Source organism: Phenylobacterium sp., from assembly GCF_016793225.1.
In the GTDB taxonomy this organism is placed as follows: Bacteria; Pseudomonadota; Alphaproteobacteria; order Caulobacterales; family Caulobacteraceae; genus Phenylobacterium.
In genome coordinates, this window is record NZ_JAEUMN010000048.1 from 1 (window position 1) to 13,585 (window position 13,585).

General features: G+C 71.8%; 17 protein-coding genes. 13 read left to right on the top strand and 4 right to left on the bottom strand.

Translation table 11 applies throughout. The features are described 5' to 3' along the window. Together JNK30_RS05140 and JNK30_RS05145 are read left to right on the top strand one after the other, a co-directional pair. Window positions 1-187 (top strand): Rid family hydrolase (locus JNK30_RS05140; RefSeq protein WP_293480816.1); only part of this gene is annotated, 187 nt, incomplete at its 5' end. Between the two features lie 4 nt (window positions 188-191). Further along, entirely contained in the window at window positions 192-794 is a 603-nt protein-coding gene (locus JNK30_RS05145) for a nitroreductase family protein (RefSeq protein WP_293480817.1), read from the top strand. Between the two features lie 2 nt (window positions 795-796). Here JNK30_RS05145 and JNK30_RS05150 read toward each other — a convergent pair whose 3' ends face one another. Further along, window positions 797-1,216: a cupin domain-containing protein gene (locus JNK30_RS05150; protein ID WP_293480819.1), complete on the bottom strand. Its 420-nt coding sequence runs from the start codon at window positions 1,214-1,216 to the stop codon at window positions 797-799. A 78-nt stretch (window positions 1,217-1,294) separates the two neighbouring features. Here JNK30_RS05150 and JNK30_RS05155 point away from each other — a divergent pair, with 78 nt between their 5' ends. Next, the gene (locus JNK30_RS05155; RefSeq protein ID WP_293480821.1) at window positions 1,295-2,764 is read left to right on the top strand and encodes an adenosine deaminase; all 1,470 of its coding nucleotides are present in this window, start codon (window positions 1,295-1,297) and stop codon (window positions 2,762-2,764) included. An 11-nt stretch (window positions 2,765-2,775) separates the two neighbouring features. On the opposite strand, the gene fliP is transcribed toward JNK30_RS05155, so the two are convergent. Together fliP and JNK30_RS05165 are read right to left on the bottom strand one after the other, a co-directional pair. Further along, window positions 2,776-3,567, bottom strand: a complete 792-nt coding sequence (fliP, locus tag JNK30_RS05160; RefSeq protein ID WP_293480823.1) for a flagellar type III secretion system pore protein FliP — start codon at window positions 3,565-3,567, stop codon at window positions 2,776-2,778. Continuing rightward, window positions 3,564-3,836, bottom strand: a complete 273-nt coding sequence (locus JNK30_RS05165) for a flagellar biosynthetic protein FliO (protein WP_293480824.1) — start codon at window positions 3,834-3,836, stop codon at window positions 3,564-3,566. Before JNK30_RS05165 ends, fliP begins: the two co-directional genes overlap by 4 nt. Before the next feature lie 87 nt (window positions 3,837-3,923). Between JNK30_RS05165 and flgB the strand changes: the two genes are divergently transcribed. The 3 genes from flgB to fliE are packed head-to-tail and all read left to right on the top strand — an operon-like array spanning window position 3,924 to window position 5,121. Further along, window positions 3,924-4,361 carry a flagellar basal body rod protein FlgB gene (gene flgB, locus JNK30_RS05170; RefSeq protein WP_293480826.1) on the top strand — a complete coding sequence of 146 codons (438 nt, stop codon included), beginning with the start codon at window positions 3,924-3,926 and terminating at the stop codon, window positions 4,359-4,361. 11 nt (window positions 4,362-4,372) lie between these two features. Further along, window positions 4,373-4,792 carry a flagellar basal body rod protein FlgC gene (gene flgC / locus JNK30_RS05175; RefSeq protein WP_293480828.1) on the top strand — a complete coding sequence of 140 codons (420 nt, stop codon included), beginning with the start codon at window positions 4,373-4,375 and terminating at the stop codon, window positions 4,790-4,792. 11 nt (window positions 4,793-4,803) lie between these two features. Beyond that, window positions 4,804-5,121, top strand: coding sequence for a flagellar hook-basal body complex protein FliE (fliE, locus tag JNK30_RS05180; RefSeq protein ID WP_293480830.1), 318 nt, complete (start codon window positions 4,804-4,806; stop codon window positions 5,119-5,121). Window positions 5,122-5,159: 38 nt separating this feature from the next. Here fliE and JNK30_RS05185 read toward each other — a convergent pair whose 3' ends face one another. Further along, window positions 5,160-5,657, bottom strand: a complete 498-nt coding sequence (locus tag JNK30_RS05185; protein WP_293480831.1) for a superoxide dismutase family protein — start codon at window positions 5,655-5,657, stop codon at window positions 5,160-5,162. Between the two features lie 74 nt (window positions 5,658-5,731). Here JNK30_RS05185 and JNK30_RS05190 point away from each other — a divergent pair, with 74 nt between their 5' ends. The 7 genes from JNK30_RS05190 to cckA all read left to right on the top strand — a co-directional run bounded on the left by JNK30_RS05190 (window position 5,732) and on the right by cckA (window position 13,525). After that, window positions 5,732-6,502: an ATP-binding cassette domain-containing protein gene (locus JNK30_RS05190; RefSeq protein ID WP_293480832.1), complete on the top strand. Its 771-nt coding sequence runs from the start codon at window positions 5,732-5,734 to the stop codon at window positions 6,500-6,502. Between the two features lie 10 nt (window positions 6,503-6,512). Continuing rightward, window positions 6,513-8,057, top strand: coding sequence for an ABC transporter permease/substrate-binding protein (locus JNK30_RS05195; protein WP_293480834.1), 1,545 nt, complete (start codon window positions 6,513-6,515; stop codon window positions 8,055-8,057). 147 nt (window positions 8,058-8,204) lie between these two features. Continuing rightward, on the top strand, window positions 8,205-9,113 hold the full coding sequence (locus tag JNK30_RS05200) for a PEP-CTERM sorting domain-containing protein (RefSeq protein WP_293480836.1): 909 nt from the start codon (window positions 8,205-8,207) through the stop codon (window positions 9,111-9,113). A 102-nt stretch (window positions 9,114-9,215) separates the two neighbouring features. Beyond that, window positions 9,216-9,479, top strand: a complete 264-nt coding sequence (gene fliQ, locus JNK30_RS05205; RefSeq protein ID WP_293480838.1) for a flagellar biosynthesis protein FliQ — start codon at window positions 9,216-9,218, stop codon at window positions 9,477-9,479. A 12-nt stretch (window positions 9,480-9,491) separates the two neighbouring features. Beyond that, the gene (fliR, locus tag JNK30_RS05210; RefSeq protein WP_293480840.1) at window positions 9,492-10,250 is read left to right on the top strand and encodes a flagellar biosynthetic protein FliR; all 759 of its coding nucleotides are present in this window, start codon (window positions 9,492-9,494) and stop codon (window positions 10,248-10,250) included. After that, on the top strand, window positions 10,247-11,332 hold the full coding sequence (flhB, locus tag JNK30_RS05215; RefSeq protein ID WP_293480842.1) for a flagellar biosynthesis protein FlhB: 1,086 nt from the start codon (window positions 10,247-10,249) through the stop codon (window positions 11,330-11,332). Before fliR ends, flhB begins: the two co-directional genes overlap by 4 nt. 120 nt (window positions 11,333-11,452) lie before the next feature. Next, window positions 11,453-13,525: a cell cycle histidine kinase CckA gene (gene cckA, locus JNK30_RS05220; protein WP_293480914.1), complete on the top strand. Its 2,073-nt coding sequence runs from the start codon at window positions 11,453-11,455 to the stop codon at window positions 13,523-13,525. Window positions 13,526-13,585 lie beyond the last annotated feature (60 nt).

Sequence of the window (13,585 nt, forward strand, 5' to 3'; positions counted from 1 at the left end):
CACGATGGACGACGTGACGATGAACCACATCTTCCTCAAGGACTGGGCCGACTACGCCGCCATGAACAAGGTCTACGCCGAGTACTTCCCGGGCGAGAAGCCGGCCCGGTTCTGCATCCAGTGCGGACTTGTCCGACCCGATTTCCTGGTCGAGATCGCCACCATCGCTCACATCGGAAAGCGCTAGGTCCGTGACCGTCACCGCCAATGGCCGCACGGCCGAACACGACGTCGACCCGATCTTCCTCCAGCGCTGGTCGCCCCGGGCGCTCACCGGCGAACCCATGCCGCACGAGGCCCTGATGAGCCTGTTCGAGGCGGCGCGCTGGGCGCCATCGGCGTTCAACGGCCAGCCCTGGCGGTTCGTCTACGCCCACCGGGACACCCCGGCCTGGGACGACCTCTTCGGACTCCTGGTCCCGTTCAACCAGTCCTGGGCCCAGCGGGCGTCGGCGCTGGTCTACGTGCTCTCCGACCGCTTCCGCAGGACGCCGGGGCAGCCGCCGGCGCCCGTGCGCACCCATGCGTTCGACACGGGCGCGGCCTGGTCCAACCTCGCGCTGCAGGCCGCCAGGATGGGCTGGGTCACCCACGGCATGGCCGGGTTCGACGTGGCGCGGTCCTACGAGGCCCTGGGCGTCAGCCCGGAGGACTACGAGGTGCACGCCGCGATCGCGATCGGCCGCCTGGGCGACCCCGCGATTCTCGACGAGGCCTACCGGGCGCGGGAGGTCCCCAGCGGCCGCAAGGACTTCGCCGAGTTCGTGTTCGAGGGCCGGCTGGCCGGCGGCTGACCTCAGCCCGGGCTCCATCCCGGCGGCGCGAGGTCGAAACCCTCGAAGCGGAATCCCGGCGAGACGATGCAGGCGACCAGGCCCCAGCCGTCCGTCGCCGCGGCCGACTGCCACTCGTCCTTGCGGACGAGATGCTGGGGGACCTCGCCGGGCCCCGTGCCCAGGGCCACCGTGGCGACCGAGGCGCCCCTGGCCGTGGAGAGCCGGACCGGCGCGCCGCCCTGGTGGATCCACAGCTCCTCGGCGTCCACGCGGTGCCAGTGCGACCGCTCGCCCGGCGCCAGCAGGAACAGGATCGCCGTGGCCGCCGCCCGGCCGTCGGCGTCGGCGCAGGCCTCGGCGCGCCAGGTCTCGCGATACCAGCCGCCCTCCGGGTGCGGCTTGAGGTCCAGGCGCTGGATCATCTCGGCGGCGGTCGTCATGGGGCCAGAGGACCGCAATCCGCCGCGCCGCGCCAGCGGGAGCTTGACCGCGCGGCCGGCGTGCGGCGGGCTTCCGCCATGGGACGATTCCTCGCCAGCCTGGCCTTGGCCCTCGCCGTCGCCGCTCCCGCGACCGCCGCGCCGCCCGACCTCTCGAAGATGGGAGCCGCCGAGCTCTCGGCCTTCCTCCGGTCCTTCCCCAAGGGCGGCGAACTGCACAACCACCTGGGCGGCGGCATCCCGGCCGAGGACCTGCTGGCGTGGGCCGTCGAGGACGGCCTGTGCGTCGACGCCGTCGAACTGGCGATCCGTCCGACCTGCGCCGGCGAGAACCTGCGTCCCGCGGCGGACTACCAGGGCAACGAGGCCCTGCGCTCGGCGCTGATCGACAGCCTCACCACGCGCGCCCCGGGGTTCCGGGGGCGTTCGGGCCACGACCAGTTCTTCACCGCCTTCGGCCGTCGGGGCATGAGCCCGCTGCGCGCGGGCGACGGCCTGGCCGAGACCCTGGAGGGGCTGGCGCGCCAGAACACCTTCTACGCCGAGCTGATGTTCACGCCGCAGTTCGTCGCCTCGCGCGCGGTCGGCGCCCGCGTGGGCTGGAAGGGCGATCCCGCGGCGACGAAGGCGGCGCTGTCGGCGGCCGGCCTCGAAGGCCTGGTTCCCGCCGCGCGCGCCGACGCCGACCGGGTGCTGAACCGCGCCCGCGAGGTCATGAAGTGCGACACACAGCAGGCGAGGCCGGGCTGCCAGGTGACGGTCCGCTTCCTGTTCCAGGCGATGCGCGAAGGTCCGCCCGAGCAGACCATGGCGCAGCTCCAGCTGGGCGTCGCCACGATCGCCGCCGACAACCGGTTCGTCGGTCTGCAACTGGTGGCGCCCGAGGACAGCTTCGACGCCACCCGCTACTACGACACCCACATGCGGATCGTGGCCGAGCTGACGGACCAGGGCCGCCGGACGCCCGTGGCGCTGCACGCCGGCGAGGTCACGCTGAAGCTGGTCACGCCCAAGTCGCAGAGCCATCGGGTGCGCGACGCGGTGTTCGTGGCGGGGGCCCGCCGCATCGGCCACGGCGTGGCGCTGCCGCAGGAGACGGACGCCGACGCCACCGCCGCGGAGATGGCCCGCCGGGGCGTTCTGGTGGAGGTGCAGATCCTGTCGAACCAGGTGATCCTCGAGGTCGATCCTGCGGACCATCCCTATGCGTGGCTGCGGAAGAAGGGCGTCCCGGTGGCGCTCTCGACGGACGATTCCGGCATCACCCGCACCGAGCTCTCGGGCGACTACGTCGCCGCGGTTCGCAACGGCGCGACCTACGCGGACCTGAGGACGGCGGCCCGCAACGCCATCGCCTTCAGCTTCCTGCCGGGGGAGGGCCTGTGGCTGGATCCCAACGGCTATCGGCGGCCGGTGGCGGCCTGCGCGGGGCAGGTGGGCGCCGCCGAGCCGAAGGGCGCCTGCGCGGCCTTCGTCGCCGGCAGCGAGAAGGCCCGCGAACAGTGGCGGCACGAGCGCCTGCTGCGCGAATTCGAGGCCCGGTTCTAGCGCCCGGGGGGCTAGCCGCCCGCGCCGCGCTGGAAGCTCTCGACGAGACTGCCGCAGACCAGGCGCCAGCCGTCCACCAGGACGAAGAAGATCAGCTTGAAGGGCAGGCTCACGACCACGGGCGGGAGCATCATCATGCCCATGCTCATCAGGACGCTGGCCACCACCAGGTCGATGACCAGGAAGGGCACGAACAGCAGGAAGCCGATCTCGAACCCGCGCTTCAGCTCGCTGATCATGAAGGCCGGCGTGACCACCCGCAGCGGCGTGTCCTGCACGTTCGCCGGCCGCTCGATGCGCGACAGGCGCACGAAGAGGGCGAGGTCCTCCTGCTCCACCTGCGAGAGCATGAACTGCTTCACGGGGCCGCCGGCCGCGTCGAACGCCGCGGGCAGCTCCATCTGCTGGTCGAGGAGCGGCTTGACGCCCTCGTTGTAGGACCGCTCGAAGGTCGGCCCCATGACGATGGCGGTCAGGAAGAGGGAGAGGGAGATCAGGACGGCGTTGGGCGGGCTCTGCTGCAGGCCCAGCGCGGTCCGGAGCAGGGACAGGACCACCACGATGCGCACGAAGCTGGTGGTCATGATGACGATGGACGGGGCGAGCGACAGCACCGTCAGCAGGCCGACCAGCTGCACCACGCGTTCGGTGAGCCCGGCGCCGGTGCCGAGGTTGACGTTCAGCGTCTGGGCCATGGCCGCGACGGGCAGGGCCATCCCGACCAGCCCGGCCAGCGCGGAGATGAGGAACGCCCGCCGCCAGTCCCGGGCGGGCAGGGTGCGGAGGGCGTGCAGGAAGCTCATCGCGCTTCGCCCCGCGGCAGCTCGGCCAGCACCCGGCCTTCGCCCAGCATGACCAGGCGCTCGACCCCGTCGCACTCCACGATGATCAGGCGCCGGGTGGGATCCAGGACCAGGCTCTCCACCACCTTCAGGCGGCGTTCCTTCTTCGGCGTCTGGAGCCGGGCCACCGCGTCGGGCCCGTAGCGGCGCAGCGCCACGGCGGCGAGGCCGATGAGGCCCAGGGTCAGCGCCAGCGCGAAGGTGGCGCGCAGGAGGCTCGGGAAATCCATGAAGACGCTACGCTCTCGAGTGCGTCCGCAGTTCGCGCCTGAGTCTCTTAAATGCGGATTAACCCTGTTTCTTCAGGATCGGCCCCCATGAACCTGGCCGAAATCCCGCTCTTCTCGATGCTTCGTGGCCGGCTGGGGTACCTCAGCGAACGCCAGAAGGTCATCGCGCAGAACGTCGCCAACGCCGACACGGCCCGTTACACGCCCGAGGATCTGAAGCCCTTCAGCTTCGACGCCAAGGTGCAGATGGCGCGCGCCGGTCAGACGGCCGGCGGGGTTGCGCCGATGGCCGCGACGCAGGCCGGCCACCTGGCGCCCAAGTCCCAGCCCCGCGGCCTCGGCTCGCAGTGGAAGACGACCAAGACGCCCGACTCCGAGACCACGCTCAACGGCAACTCCGTGGTGCTGGAGGAGGAGATGATCAAGATGAGCGACGCGCGGCTGCACTACGACGCGGCCATCAGCTTCTACCAGAAGTCGCTCAACATGCTCCGCCTCGCGGCGAAGCCGCCCGGCCGCGCCTAGGAGCCCGCTAGATGCCCGAGATCAAGCCCACCGGCGGCGTCGCCCAGTCCATCGCGGCCTCGGCCCTGCGCGCGCAGCAGGCGCGGATGCGGATCATCGCCGAGAACCTGGCCAACGCCGACACCACGTCGAAGACGCCGGGCGGCGATCCCTACCGCCGCCAGGAAGCCATCTTCGAGCCCACCCGCATCGGCGGCGCCAAGGGGGTGCGGATGAGCAAGGTGGAGCCGGACACCAGCGCCTTCCGTCAGGAATACGACCCCGGCCACCCCTCGGCGGACGACAAGGGCTACGTGAAGCTGCCCAACGTGAACAGCCTGGTGGAGGCTCTCGACATGCGCGAGGCCCAGCGCGCCTACGAGGCGAACCTCAACGTGATCGAGACCAGCCGCGCGCTGCAGCTGCGCACGCTGGACCTCCTGAAGAAGTAGGGGCCTAGGCCATGATCACCCCGCTCGCCGCCGCCAAGGCCTACGCCAGCGCCCAGAAGGCCATGGGCGTCGAGGACGGCCTGGGCATGGGCTCGGCCGCCGCGCCCGCTCAGGGCGGCTTCGGCGACCTCGTGAAGGCCGCCATCAGCGACGCCTTCTCGGCGTCCAAGACGGCCGAGACGCAGATGGCCGCTCAGGTGGCCGGCAAGGCCGAGCTCATCGACGTGGTCACGGCCATCTCGGCCGCCGAGGCCAGCCTCGAGACCGTCATGGCGGTGCGCGACCAGGTGATCTCCGCCTACCAGGAAATCATGCGCATGCCGATCTGAGGCCGGCGCCGCGGCGGCGTCTCGCCGCCGACCGGCGCCTACCGGATCTCGGCGCAGGCTACGCGCGCCCCCGCGCCGCCGATGGGCTGGCTCTTGTGGTCGTCGGCATTGGCGTGAATCACCACGGCCGAGCCGTCGGCGTCCTTCAGCCTGTCCAGGGTCACCAGCGTCGTGAACACCTCGGCCGCGGCGGCTCCGTCGGCGCCGGCGTGGATGTTCGGCAGGTCGCCCAGGTCGTTCGCGGCGGGGTTCAGCAGGCCGTGGACCGCCGCCTCGGGCCCGTGGACGTGCGCGCCCGCCGTCGTGAAGTCCGACTTCGAGCAGTCGGCCTTCTCGTGGAAGTGCAGGCCGTGCCAGCCGGCCGTGAGACCCTTGGCCTCCACCTTCATCAGCACGCCCTTCGGCGCCGCCGTCAGCGTGACCGACCCAATCGTCTTCCCGGCGCCGTTCTTCAGGTCGGCCGAGGCGGTGGCCGGCGCCTGGGCCGAGGCGGACGAGGCGACAAGCAGGGCGGCGAGGACGGCGGGAAGGCGCATGGGAGAACTCCTTGGGTGTCGGGGAAGTCTAGACTGCTCGGGCGAGGCAACCCAAGCCGTGCTAGGTCTGTTCCATGGCCGTGCCCGCGATCCGCCTGTCCGACGTCGCGCTCCGCTACCCGAACGGCGTTTCGGCGCTGGAGGATATCGACCTCGAGGTCGCGCCGGGCGAGTTCGTCGCCCTGGTCGGCGGCTCGGGCTCGGGGAAGACGTCCCTGCTCAAGACCGTGAACGGGCTGGTCCGGCCGGCGACGGGCCAGGTGGCGGTGTTCGGGGAAGGCGTGGCGTCCACGCCGCCGCACGTCCTGCGCCGCCGGATCGGCTATGTGTTCCAGGACATCGGCCTCTTCCCCCACCTCACGGTGGCCGAGAACATCGCCATCACGCCCAAGCTGCTCGGCTGGGACCCGGCGCGCCGCGCCGCGCGCGCCGCCGAGCTGCTCGAGCTGGTGGCCCTGCCGGCGGACGTGGGCGGGCGGCCGCCCGCCGCGCTTTCGGGCGGCCAGCGCCAGCGGGTGGGCGTCGCCCGCGCGCTCGCCGCCGAGCCGCGGCTGATGCTGATGGACGAGCCGTTCGGGGCCCTCGATCCCGTCACCCGCGACGCGCTCGGCGGCGAGTACCGCGCGCTCCACGAACGGCTCGGCCTGACGACGCTGATGGTGACGCACGACATGACCGAGGCCGTGCTGCTCGCCGATCGGATCGTGGTCCTGCAGTCCGGCCGCATCCTCGGCGACGGACGGCCCGCGGCGCTGCTCGACGCTTCGGCCCATCCGCACGTGCGCGACCTTCTGGAAGCGCCCCGCCGGCAGGCCGAGCGCCTGCGGCAGCGGCTCGGCGCGTGAGGCCGCACTGATGGACCCCCAGCTCGCCGCCGCCTTCGAGCGCCTGCCCGAGTACCTCGCGTGGCACGTGCTGCTGTCGGTGAGCGCCCTGGCCCTGGGGCTGGCGATCAGCCTGCCTCTGGCGGTGGCGGCGGCGCGGCGGCCGCGCCTGCGTTGGCCCGCCCTCGCGTCCGCCAGCCTGATCCAGACCATTCCCAGCCTGGCGCTCCTGGCGCTCTTCTATCCCCTGCTGCTGGCGCTTGCCGCGCTGTCGGAGAGCCTCTTCGGGCGCGGGTTCTCGGCCCTCGGCTTCCTGCCGTCGCTCCTCGCGCTGACGCTCTATTCGGTGCTGCCGATCCTGCGGAACGGCGTGGCCGGGATCACCGGGGTGGATCCTGCCATCGTCGAAGCGGCCGACGGCGTGGGCATGACGCCGCGCCAGAAGCTGCTGCAGGTGGAGCTGCCGCTCGCCGCTCCGGTCATCATGGCCGGCGTCCGCACGGCCGCCGTCTGGACCATCGGCGCGGCCACCCTGGCCACGCCGGTGGGGCAGACCAGCCTCGGCAACTACATCTTCGCGGGCCTGCAGACCGAGAACTGGGTGTCGGTGCTGTTCGGCTGCGCCGCGTCCGCCGTCCTGGCGCTGACCGCCGACCAGCTGATCGGCCTTGTCGAGACGGGCGTCCGCAGGCGCCGTCGCGCGTTCGTCGTTGCGGGGGCCGTGGGCCTGGTCGCGGGCGCGGCGGTGGCCATGGCGCCGCTGGTGACGCGGCTCGAGGGGGGGCGCAGCTATGTGGTCGGCGCCAAGAACTTCTCCGAGCAGTACATCCTGGCCGAGCTGATGGCGGTGCGCCTCGAGCGCGCCGGCGCCGCCGTGCGCCGCAAGGAGGACCTGGGCTCCGCGGTCGCCTACCGGGCGCTCGCCGCCGGCGAGATCGACGTCTACGTCGACTATTCGGGCACGCTGTGGACCGCCGTGCTCGGGCGCAGCGACAACCCCGGCCGCAAGGCGGTCCTGGATCAGCTCACCGCGGAACTCGCGCGCCGCGACGGCGTGCGGGTGCTGGGCTCGCTGGGCTTCGAGAACGCCTACGCCTTCGCCATGCGCCCGGACCGGGCGCGGGCGCTGGGAGTCGCCTCGCTCGACGACCTGGCCCGCGTCGCGCCGCGCCTCACGCTGGGAACCGACGTGGAGTTCCTGTCACGGCCCGAGTGGAAGGCGGTGGAGGCCGCGTACGGGCTGCGGTTCCGGAACAGCCGCTCGTTCCAGCCCACCTTCATGTACCGCGCTCTGGGCTCGGGGGACGCGGACGTCATCAGCGCCTTCTCCTCCGACGGCCGGATCGCCGCGGACCGGCTGGTGGTCCTCTCGGATCCCCGGGGCGCGATCCCGCCCTACGACGCGGTGATCCTGGTGTCCCCGAAGGCGGCCGGCGACCGGCGGCTCGTCGAGACGCTGACGCCCCTCGTCGGATCCATATCCGTCGAAGCCATGCGGGCGGCCAACCTCCTGGTGGATCGCGACACCGCCAAGATGACGCCCGCGCAGGCCGCGGGGACGCTCGAGCGGCGCTGAATCGCGCGGGCGGGCCGAAAGATCACGCCTGGGAGGCGAAGGCGGTTGCCGAAGCGTCACGCAGTTCCTCTAAGTCTGGGTGACGATCCCGGCCATGTGGCGGCCGGGGCAGGGGCCGACTGCGGCCCGGATTTGTGGGGGTAGGACATGAGGTTCACACGGCTTGCCGGAGCGGCGCTCGCGATGTCGCTCGCCATGGGCGGCACGGCCCTGGCTCAGGGGACCATCAACAGCGTCGGCGACGGGTTCTCGGCCGGCGTCGGCGCGAACGGCGAGCTTTACAATCCCGGCGATGGGACGGGCTTCCGGCGCAACGGCGACGGCTATGATCCGATCTCTCCGGGCACGCCGCGCGATTCCTGGGGGATCGCCGTGGTCGGCGGCGGCGGCGCCTATGGCGACCAGGCCTTCTTCGGCTCCTCCAACATCGTCGGCACGACCTCGGTCTTCAGCGGCGCAGGCGCCCTCGTCACCACCACGACGAGCCTGGGGCTCACTGTCGAGCAGGACTACAGCTTCGTCTCCGGCGGCAACATCCTGCGCATCCTCACCAGCGTCACCAACACCGGCGGCGACCTGGGCGAGGTCCTCTTCCAGCGCAACGTCGACTGGGACATCGCCCCTAACGAGACGGATGAGCGCGTGACCGGCCCCTACGGGGCGTTCGGCGCCGTGGTGGATTCGAGCTACCTGGGTTTCGAGGATCCGGATCCCAACACGCCCTATGGCTTCAGCTGCTTCGCGGGCTGTGACGCCACGGGCGATCTCGGGGGTGGGATCAAGATCAGCCTGGGCAGCCTCGCGGGCGGCGCGACGGCGCGGTTCGTCTACTACTACGGCCTCAGCGACGCGGGGCAGTCGACCGAGGACCTGATCGCCGAGGGCCAGGCGGCCGGCGCCCGCTACCTGATCGCCGGCGCCAGCCAGGGCGGCGAGAACTCGGCCTTCATCGGCGTCGGCGCCGTGGTGCCCGAGCCCGGCGTCTGGGCCATGATGATCCTGGGCTTCTTCGGCCTCGGCTCCATGCTGCGCCGCCGGCAAACCGCGGCGGCCTGACCGCCGGGCGTGGGCGACCTAGCCTTTCGTTAACCATGACGGGCCAAGAGTGAGCAGCCGCGGCGTGCGCCGCGGCGTGCTTGCTTCCCGTGAGGTTTCCGCATGAACGGCGCCGAAGTTCTGGACGTCGGACGCGACGCCATCTGGCTCACGATCCAGCTGTCGGCCCCGGTCCTGATCGTCGGCCTGATCGTCGGCGTCGGCATAGGCCTGCTCCAGGCGCTGACGCAGATCCAGGAGCAGACGCTGGTCTACGCCCCGAAGATCGTCGCCATCTTCGTCTCGCTGCTGCTCTTCCTGCCCCTGATGGGCGCCCTGATGAGCGGCTTCATGCGCAACATCGCGGCCCGCATCGCCGGCATGTAGGGCGGCGCGGCCGTGGAATCCTACGCCACAGCCCAGCAGGTCTTCGCCGCCGGCCTCGTCTTCGCGCGCCTGGGCGCCATCGTCATGCTGCTGCCGGGCATGGGCGAGACGTTCATCCCGCCGCGGATCCGCCTGGCCTTCGCGCTCGCCTTCACGCTCATGCTGTTTCCCCTGCTCGCGGGATCCGTGCCGCCCCTGCCGGCGGACGCGGCGGGGCTCTTCGGAGCGGTGATCAAGGAAGTGCTGATCGGGCTGATGATCGGCGGCATCCTGCGCCTGTTCATGAGCTCGCTGGCCACGGCGGGCGAGATCGTCTCGCTGCAGACGACGCTCTCGTTCGCCCAGACCGCGAACCCGTCCCAGGCGCAGCCGTCGACCACGCTCAGCACCTTCCTGGGCCTGATCGGGATCACCCTGATCTTCGCCACCGACCTGCACCACCTCTTCGTGGCCGCGATCGTCGAAAGCTGGGACCTGTTCCCGTTCTCGCGCGACGTGCCGATCGCCGACGCCGGGCAGCTGGCGATCCAGACGGTGGGCCGGTCCTTCGCGCTGGGCCTGCAGCTCGCGGCGCCCGTCGTGGTGTTCTCGCTGGTCTTCAACATCGCCACCGGTCTGGTCGGGCGGGTGATGCCGCAGTTCCAGGTGTTCTTCGTCGCCACGCCGCTCAACGTGCTCCTCGGCCTGTCGGTCTTCGCCCTCAGCCTGGGCGTCGTCGGCGTGGTCTGGGTGGACCGCTATCGTGACCTCATCGGGCTCTTCTCCCGATGAGCGAGGGTCCCGATCGCGAGTCCAAGACAGAAGAAGCCACCCCGCGAAAGCTCGAACAGGCGCGGGAGAAGGGCGACGGCGCCAAGACCATGGACCTGGCGTCGTTCGCGACGCTCAGCGCGGCCGCGGCGGTCGTGATCATGGCCGGCGGCTGGCTCTCGCGCGACATGGCGGCCCAGCTCACGCCCTTCATCAGCCGTCCGGACTCGATCCCGCTGGAGGGCGGCGGCGGCGTGGCCGTGCTCCGCCACGCGGTGATGGCCGGCGCGCCCGCCCTGCTGGCGGTGATGGCCGCCACGGCCGTCGCGGGGGTCGCCGCCAATCTCCTGCAGGGCGGCCTTCACCTCACGCCCGAGAAGCTGAAGCCCGACTGGTCCAAGGTCGCGCTGGACAAAGGCTTCGTGCGCCTCTTCGGCCCCGACGGGCTGATGCAGTTCGCCAAGTCGGCGGTGAAGGTGGTCGTGATCGCCCTCCTGGCCTGGTGGGTGCTGAAGCCGGCGGCGGCCGAGCTTTCCTCGCTCTCGGCGCTCGATCCGGCGGCGATGCTCCCCTACAGCATCGACGTCCTGAAGCGGCTCGTCTTCGCCGTCGCGGCGCTGACCCTGGTGGTGGCCGCCGGGGACTGGCTGTGGCAGCGCCAGCGCTTCCTCACCCGCAACCGCATGACCCGCGAGGAAGTGAAGGAAGACTACAAGCAGACCGACGGCGATCCGCACGTGAAGGCGCGGCAGCGCCAGCTCCGGCATGAGCGCGCCCGGCGGCGCATGATGCAGGCGGTGCCCGACGCGACGGTGGTGATCATGAACCCGACCCACTACGCCGTGGCGCTCCAGTACGAGCAGGGCGAGCACGCCGCCCCGATCTGCGTGGCCAAGGGCCTCGACTCGCTGGCGCTCAAGATCCGCGAGATCGCCGAGGAGGCCGGCGTGCCGGTCATCGAGGACCCGCCGCTCGCCCGCGCCCTCTACGCGGCGGTCGACATCGACGACATGATCCCGGCGGCCCACTTCGAGGCCGTCGCCAAGATCATCGGCTTCATTCTCGGCGCCGGTCGCGACCGCGCCGCGCGAGCCGCCCGATGAGCCTTCGGACGCCGGCCTGCGCCCGGGCGGGCGCAGGCGACGCTTTCGCCCTTTTCCGGGTTCCCGGGCCCTTGTGAGACAATGCAGATCACCGATTCGCCGGAGGCGCCGACGCTCGCCATGGCCGAGCCGCCGTCCAAGACCCGCAAGACCGATCCGCTGATCGCGCTCGCGGTCCTGTTCTTCCTGCTGGCCGTGGCCTTCGCCGCGGCCCCGCTGCTGAACGCCGGACCCGAGACGCTGGCCGGCTCGCTCCTGCTGTTCGGCCTGGCGGGCGTCTGCTGCCTGGGACTGTTCGTGCTGCGCGGCGCGCCGGACGAGCCGGTGGAGCCCGAGGCGGGGGCGGAGGCGTTCCTGGCCGCGCTCGACGAGCCGGCCGCGGTCGCCGCGCCGGACGGACGGCTGCTCACCGCCAACCCGGCCTGGCGCGCGTCGATGGGTCCGGCGCCGCGCCTGCCCAAGAGCGGGGCCGCCGCGTCCAGCCTCTTCGCCGCCCTGGCGACGGCCCGGCGCGGGGACCTCGGGCGGGCCGCGATCAGGATGGGCGGCCAGGAGCACGAGGCGCTGGTCTCGCCGATCGGGCCGCGCCGGTTCCTGGTGCGACTGACGGGCCGCGGCAGCGGTCCTCTGGCGCTGCCGTCGTCCGCGATGGAAGTGCTGAACGCCGTCGCCTCGGCGAAGGCGCCGCCGCCCAGGGTGCTGGACGCCTTCGCCGCGGCCTCGCCCTTCGGCGCGGCCCTGCTGGAGGGCGAGGACCCGTTCGAGGCCCGGATCGTGGAGGCCAACCCGGCCCTCGCGGCGGTGGCGAAGGGTGGGGAGGCGGGCCAGGTCTTCGGCGACCTGATCGAGCCGGCCAGCCGCCTCGACGCCGCGTTCCGCCTGCACGAGGGCCGCGCCGGCCCGGCGCCCCTGGAGGTGCGCCTGGCGCACGATCCCACGCGCATCGCACACCTCTACCTCTCCCAGAGCAGCGGACGCTGGGTGGCCTATCTCGTCGACGTGTCCGAGCAGAAGCAGGTCGAGCTGCAGCTCAGCCAGAGCCAGAAGATGCAGGCCATCGGCCAGCTCGCCGGCGGCGTGGCGCACGACTTCAACAACCTCCTGACCGCCATCCTCATGCAGCTGGACGTCCTGTCGACCCGCCACCCGGTCGGCGACCCCAGCTACGAGGGGCTCAACGAGATCAAGCAGACCTCGATGCGGGCGGCGGACCTCGTCCGCAAGCTGCTGGCCTTCTCGCGCAAGCAGACGGTCCAGCGCGAGATCCTCGACGTCGGCGAGATGATCTCGGAGTCCGAGGTGCTCCTGCGCCGGCTGCTGCACGAGGACATCAAGCTGGTGACGGACTACGGCCGGAACCTGCCCCATGTGCGCGCCGACCGCAGCCAGCTCGACACCGCGATCATGAACCTCGTCGTGAACGCCCGCGATGCGATCCGCAGCCACGGCGGCGGGACGATCCGCATCCGCACCGCCCGCGTCACGCAGGAGGAGGCCCGCAACCTGGGCTATCCGTCCGCGGTGGGCGACCAGGCCATGGTCGAGGTCGGGGACGACGGTCCGGGCATCCCGCCCGACGTCATGGACAAGATCTTCGACCCGTTCTTCACCACCAAGCCGGTGGGCGAGGGGACGGGGCTGGGCCTGGCCACGGTCTACGGCATCGTCAAGCAGTCCGACGGTTGGATCGCGGTGGCCTCGAAGCCCGGGGAGGGGGCGGCGTTCCGCATCTTCCTGCCCGTCCACATCGCGCCCGCCCAGGCGGCGCCCGCCCCGCAGGCGGCCGCGCCGAAGCGCCCCGCCGCGCGCGACCTCTCGGGCGCGGGCCGGATCCTCTTCGTGGAGGACGAGGACGCCGTGCGCGGCGTGGCGGCCAAGCTGCTGCGCGCGCGGGGATACGAGGTGATCGAGGCGGCGTCCGGCGAGGAAGCCCTGGAGTACGCCGAGACCCATGCCGGCGAGATCGACCTGATGATCTCGGACGTGGTGATGCCCGGCATGCAGGGACCGGACCTCCTGAAGCAGGCGCGCCAGTACCTGGGCGCGGCGCCGGTGATGTTCATCTCGGGCTATGCCGAGAGCGAGTTCTCGGACCTGCTCGAGGGCGAGCGCAACGTCTCGTTCCTGCCCAAGCCGATCGACATCAAGACCCTGGCCGAGCGCGTGAAGCAGGAGCTGCAGAAGGCCGCCTGACCCGCGGGGGTCGGGCGCGTGCGGCTTGCCAACGCGGCGGCTGCGGGCCATGGAGCCGGG

Bases quoted from the DNA above. Each gene is read 5' to 3' on its own strand.
- JNK30_RS05195 (WP_293480834.1), top strand. From the start codon at position 6,513: ATGGACCCCCAGCTCGCCGCCGCCTTCGAGCGCCTGCCCGAGTACCTC.
- JNK30_RS05150 (WP_293480819.1), bottom strand. From the start codon at position 1,216: ATGACGACCGCCGCCGAGATGATCCAGCGCCTGGACCTCAAGCCGCAC.
- JNK30_RS05200 (WP_293480836.1), top strand. From the start codon at position 8,205: ATGAGGTTCACACGGCTTGCCGGAGCGGCGCTCGCGATGTCGCTCGCC.
- fliE (WP_293480830.1), top strand. From the start codon at position 4,804: ATGATCACCCCGCTCGCCGCCGCCAAGGCCTACGCCAGCGCCCAGAAG.
- JNK30_RS05165 (WP_293480824.1), bottom strand. From the start codon at position 3,836: ATGGATTTCCCGAGCCTCCTGCGCGCCACCTTCGCGCTGGCGCTGACC.
- JNK30_RS05155 (WP_293480821.1), top strand. From the start codon at position 1,295: ATGGGACGATTCCTCGCCAGCCTGGCCTTGGCCCTCGCCGTCGCCGCT.
- cckA (WP_293480914.1), top strand. From the start codon at position 11,453: ATGGCCGAGCCGCCGTCCAAGACCCGCAAGACCGATCCGCTGATCGCG.
- fliQ (WP_293480838.1), top strand. From the start codon at position 9,216: ATGAACGGCGCCGAAGTTCTGGACGTCGGACGCGACGCCATCTGGCTC.
- fliP (WP_293480823.1), bottom strand. From the start codon at position 3,567: ATGAGCTTCCTGCACGCCCTCCGCACCCTGCCCGCCCGGGACTGGCGG.
- flgC (WP_293480828.1), top strand. From the start codon at position 4,373: ATGCCCGAGATCAAGCCCACCGGCGGCGTCGCCCAGTCCATCGCGGCC.
- JNK30_RS05185 (WP_293480831.1), bottom strand. From the start codon at position 5,657: ATGCGCCTTCCCGCCGTCCTCGCCGCCCTGCTTGTCGCCTCGTCCGCC.
- flgB (WP_293480826.1), top strand. From the start codon at position 3,924: ATGAACCTGGCCGAAATCCCGCTCTTCTCGATGCTTCGTGGCCGGCTG.
- JNK30_RS05190 (WP_293480832.1), top strand. From the start codon at position 5,732: ATGGCCGTGCCCGCGATCCGCCTGTCCGACGTCGCGCTCCGCTACCCG.
- flhB (WP_293480842.1), top strand. From the start codon at position 10,247: ATGAGCGAGGGTCCCGATCGCGAGTCCAAGACAGAAGAAGCCACCCCG.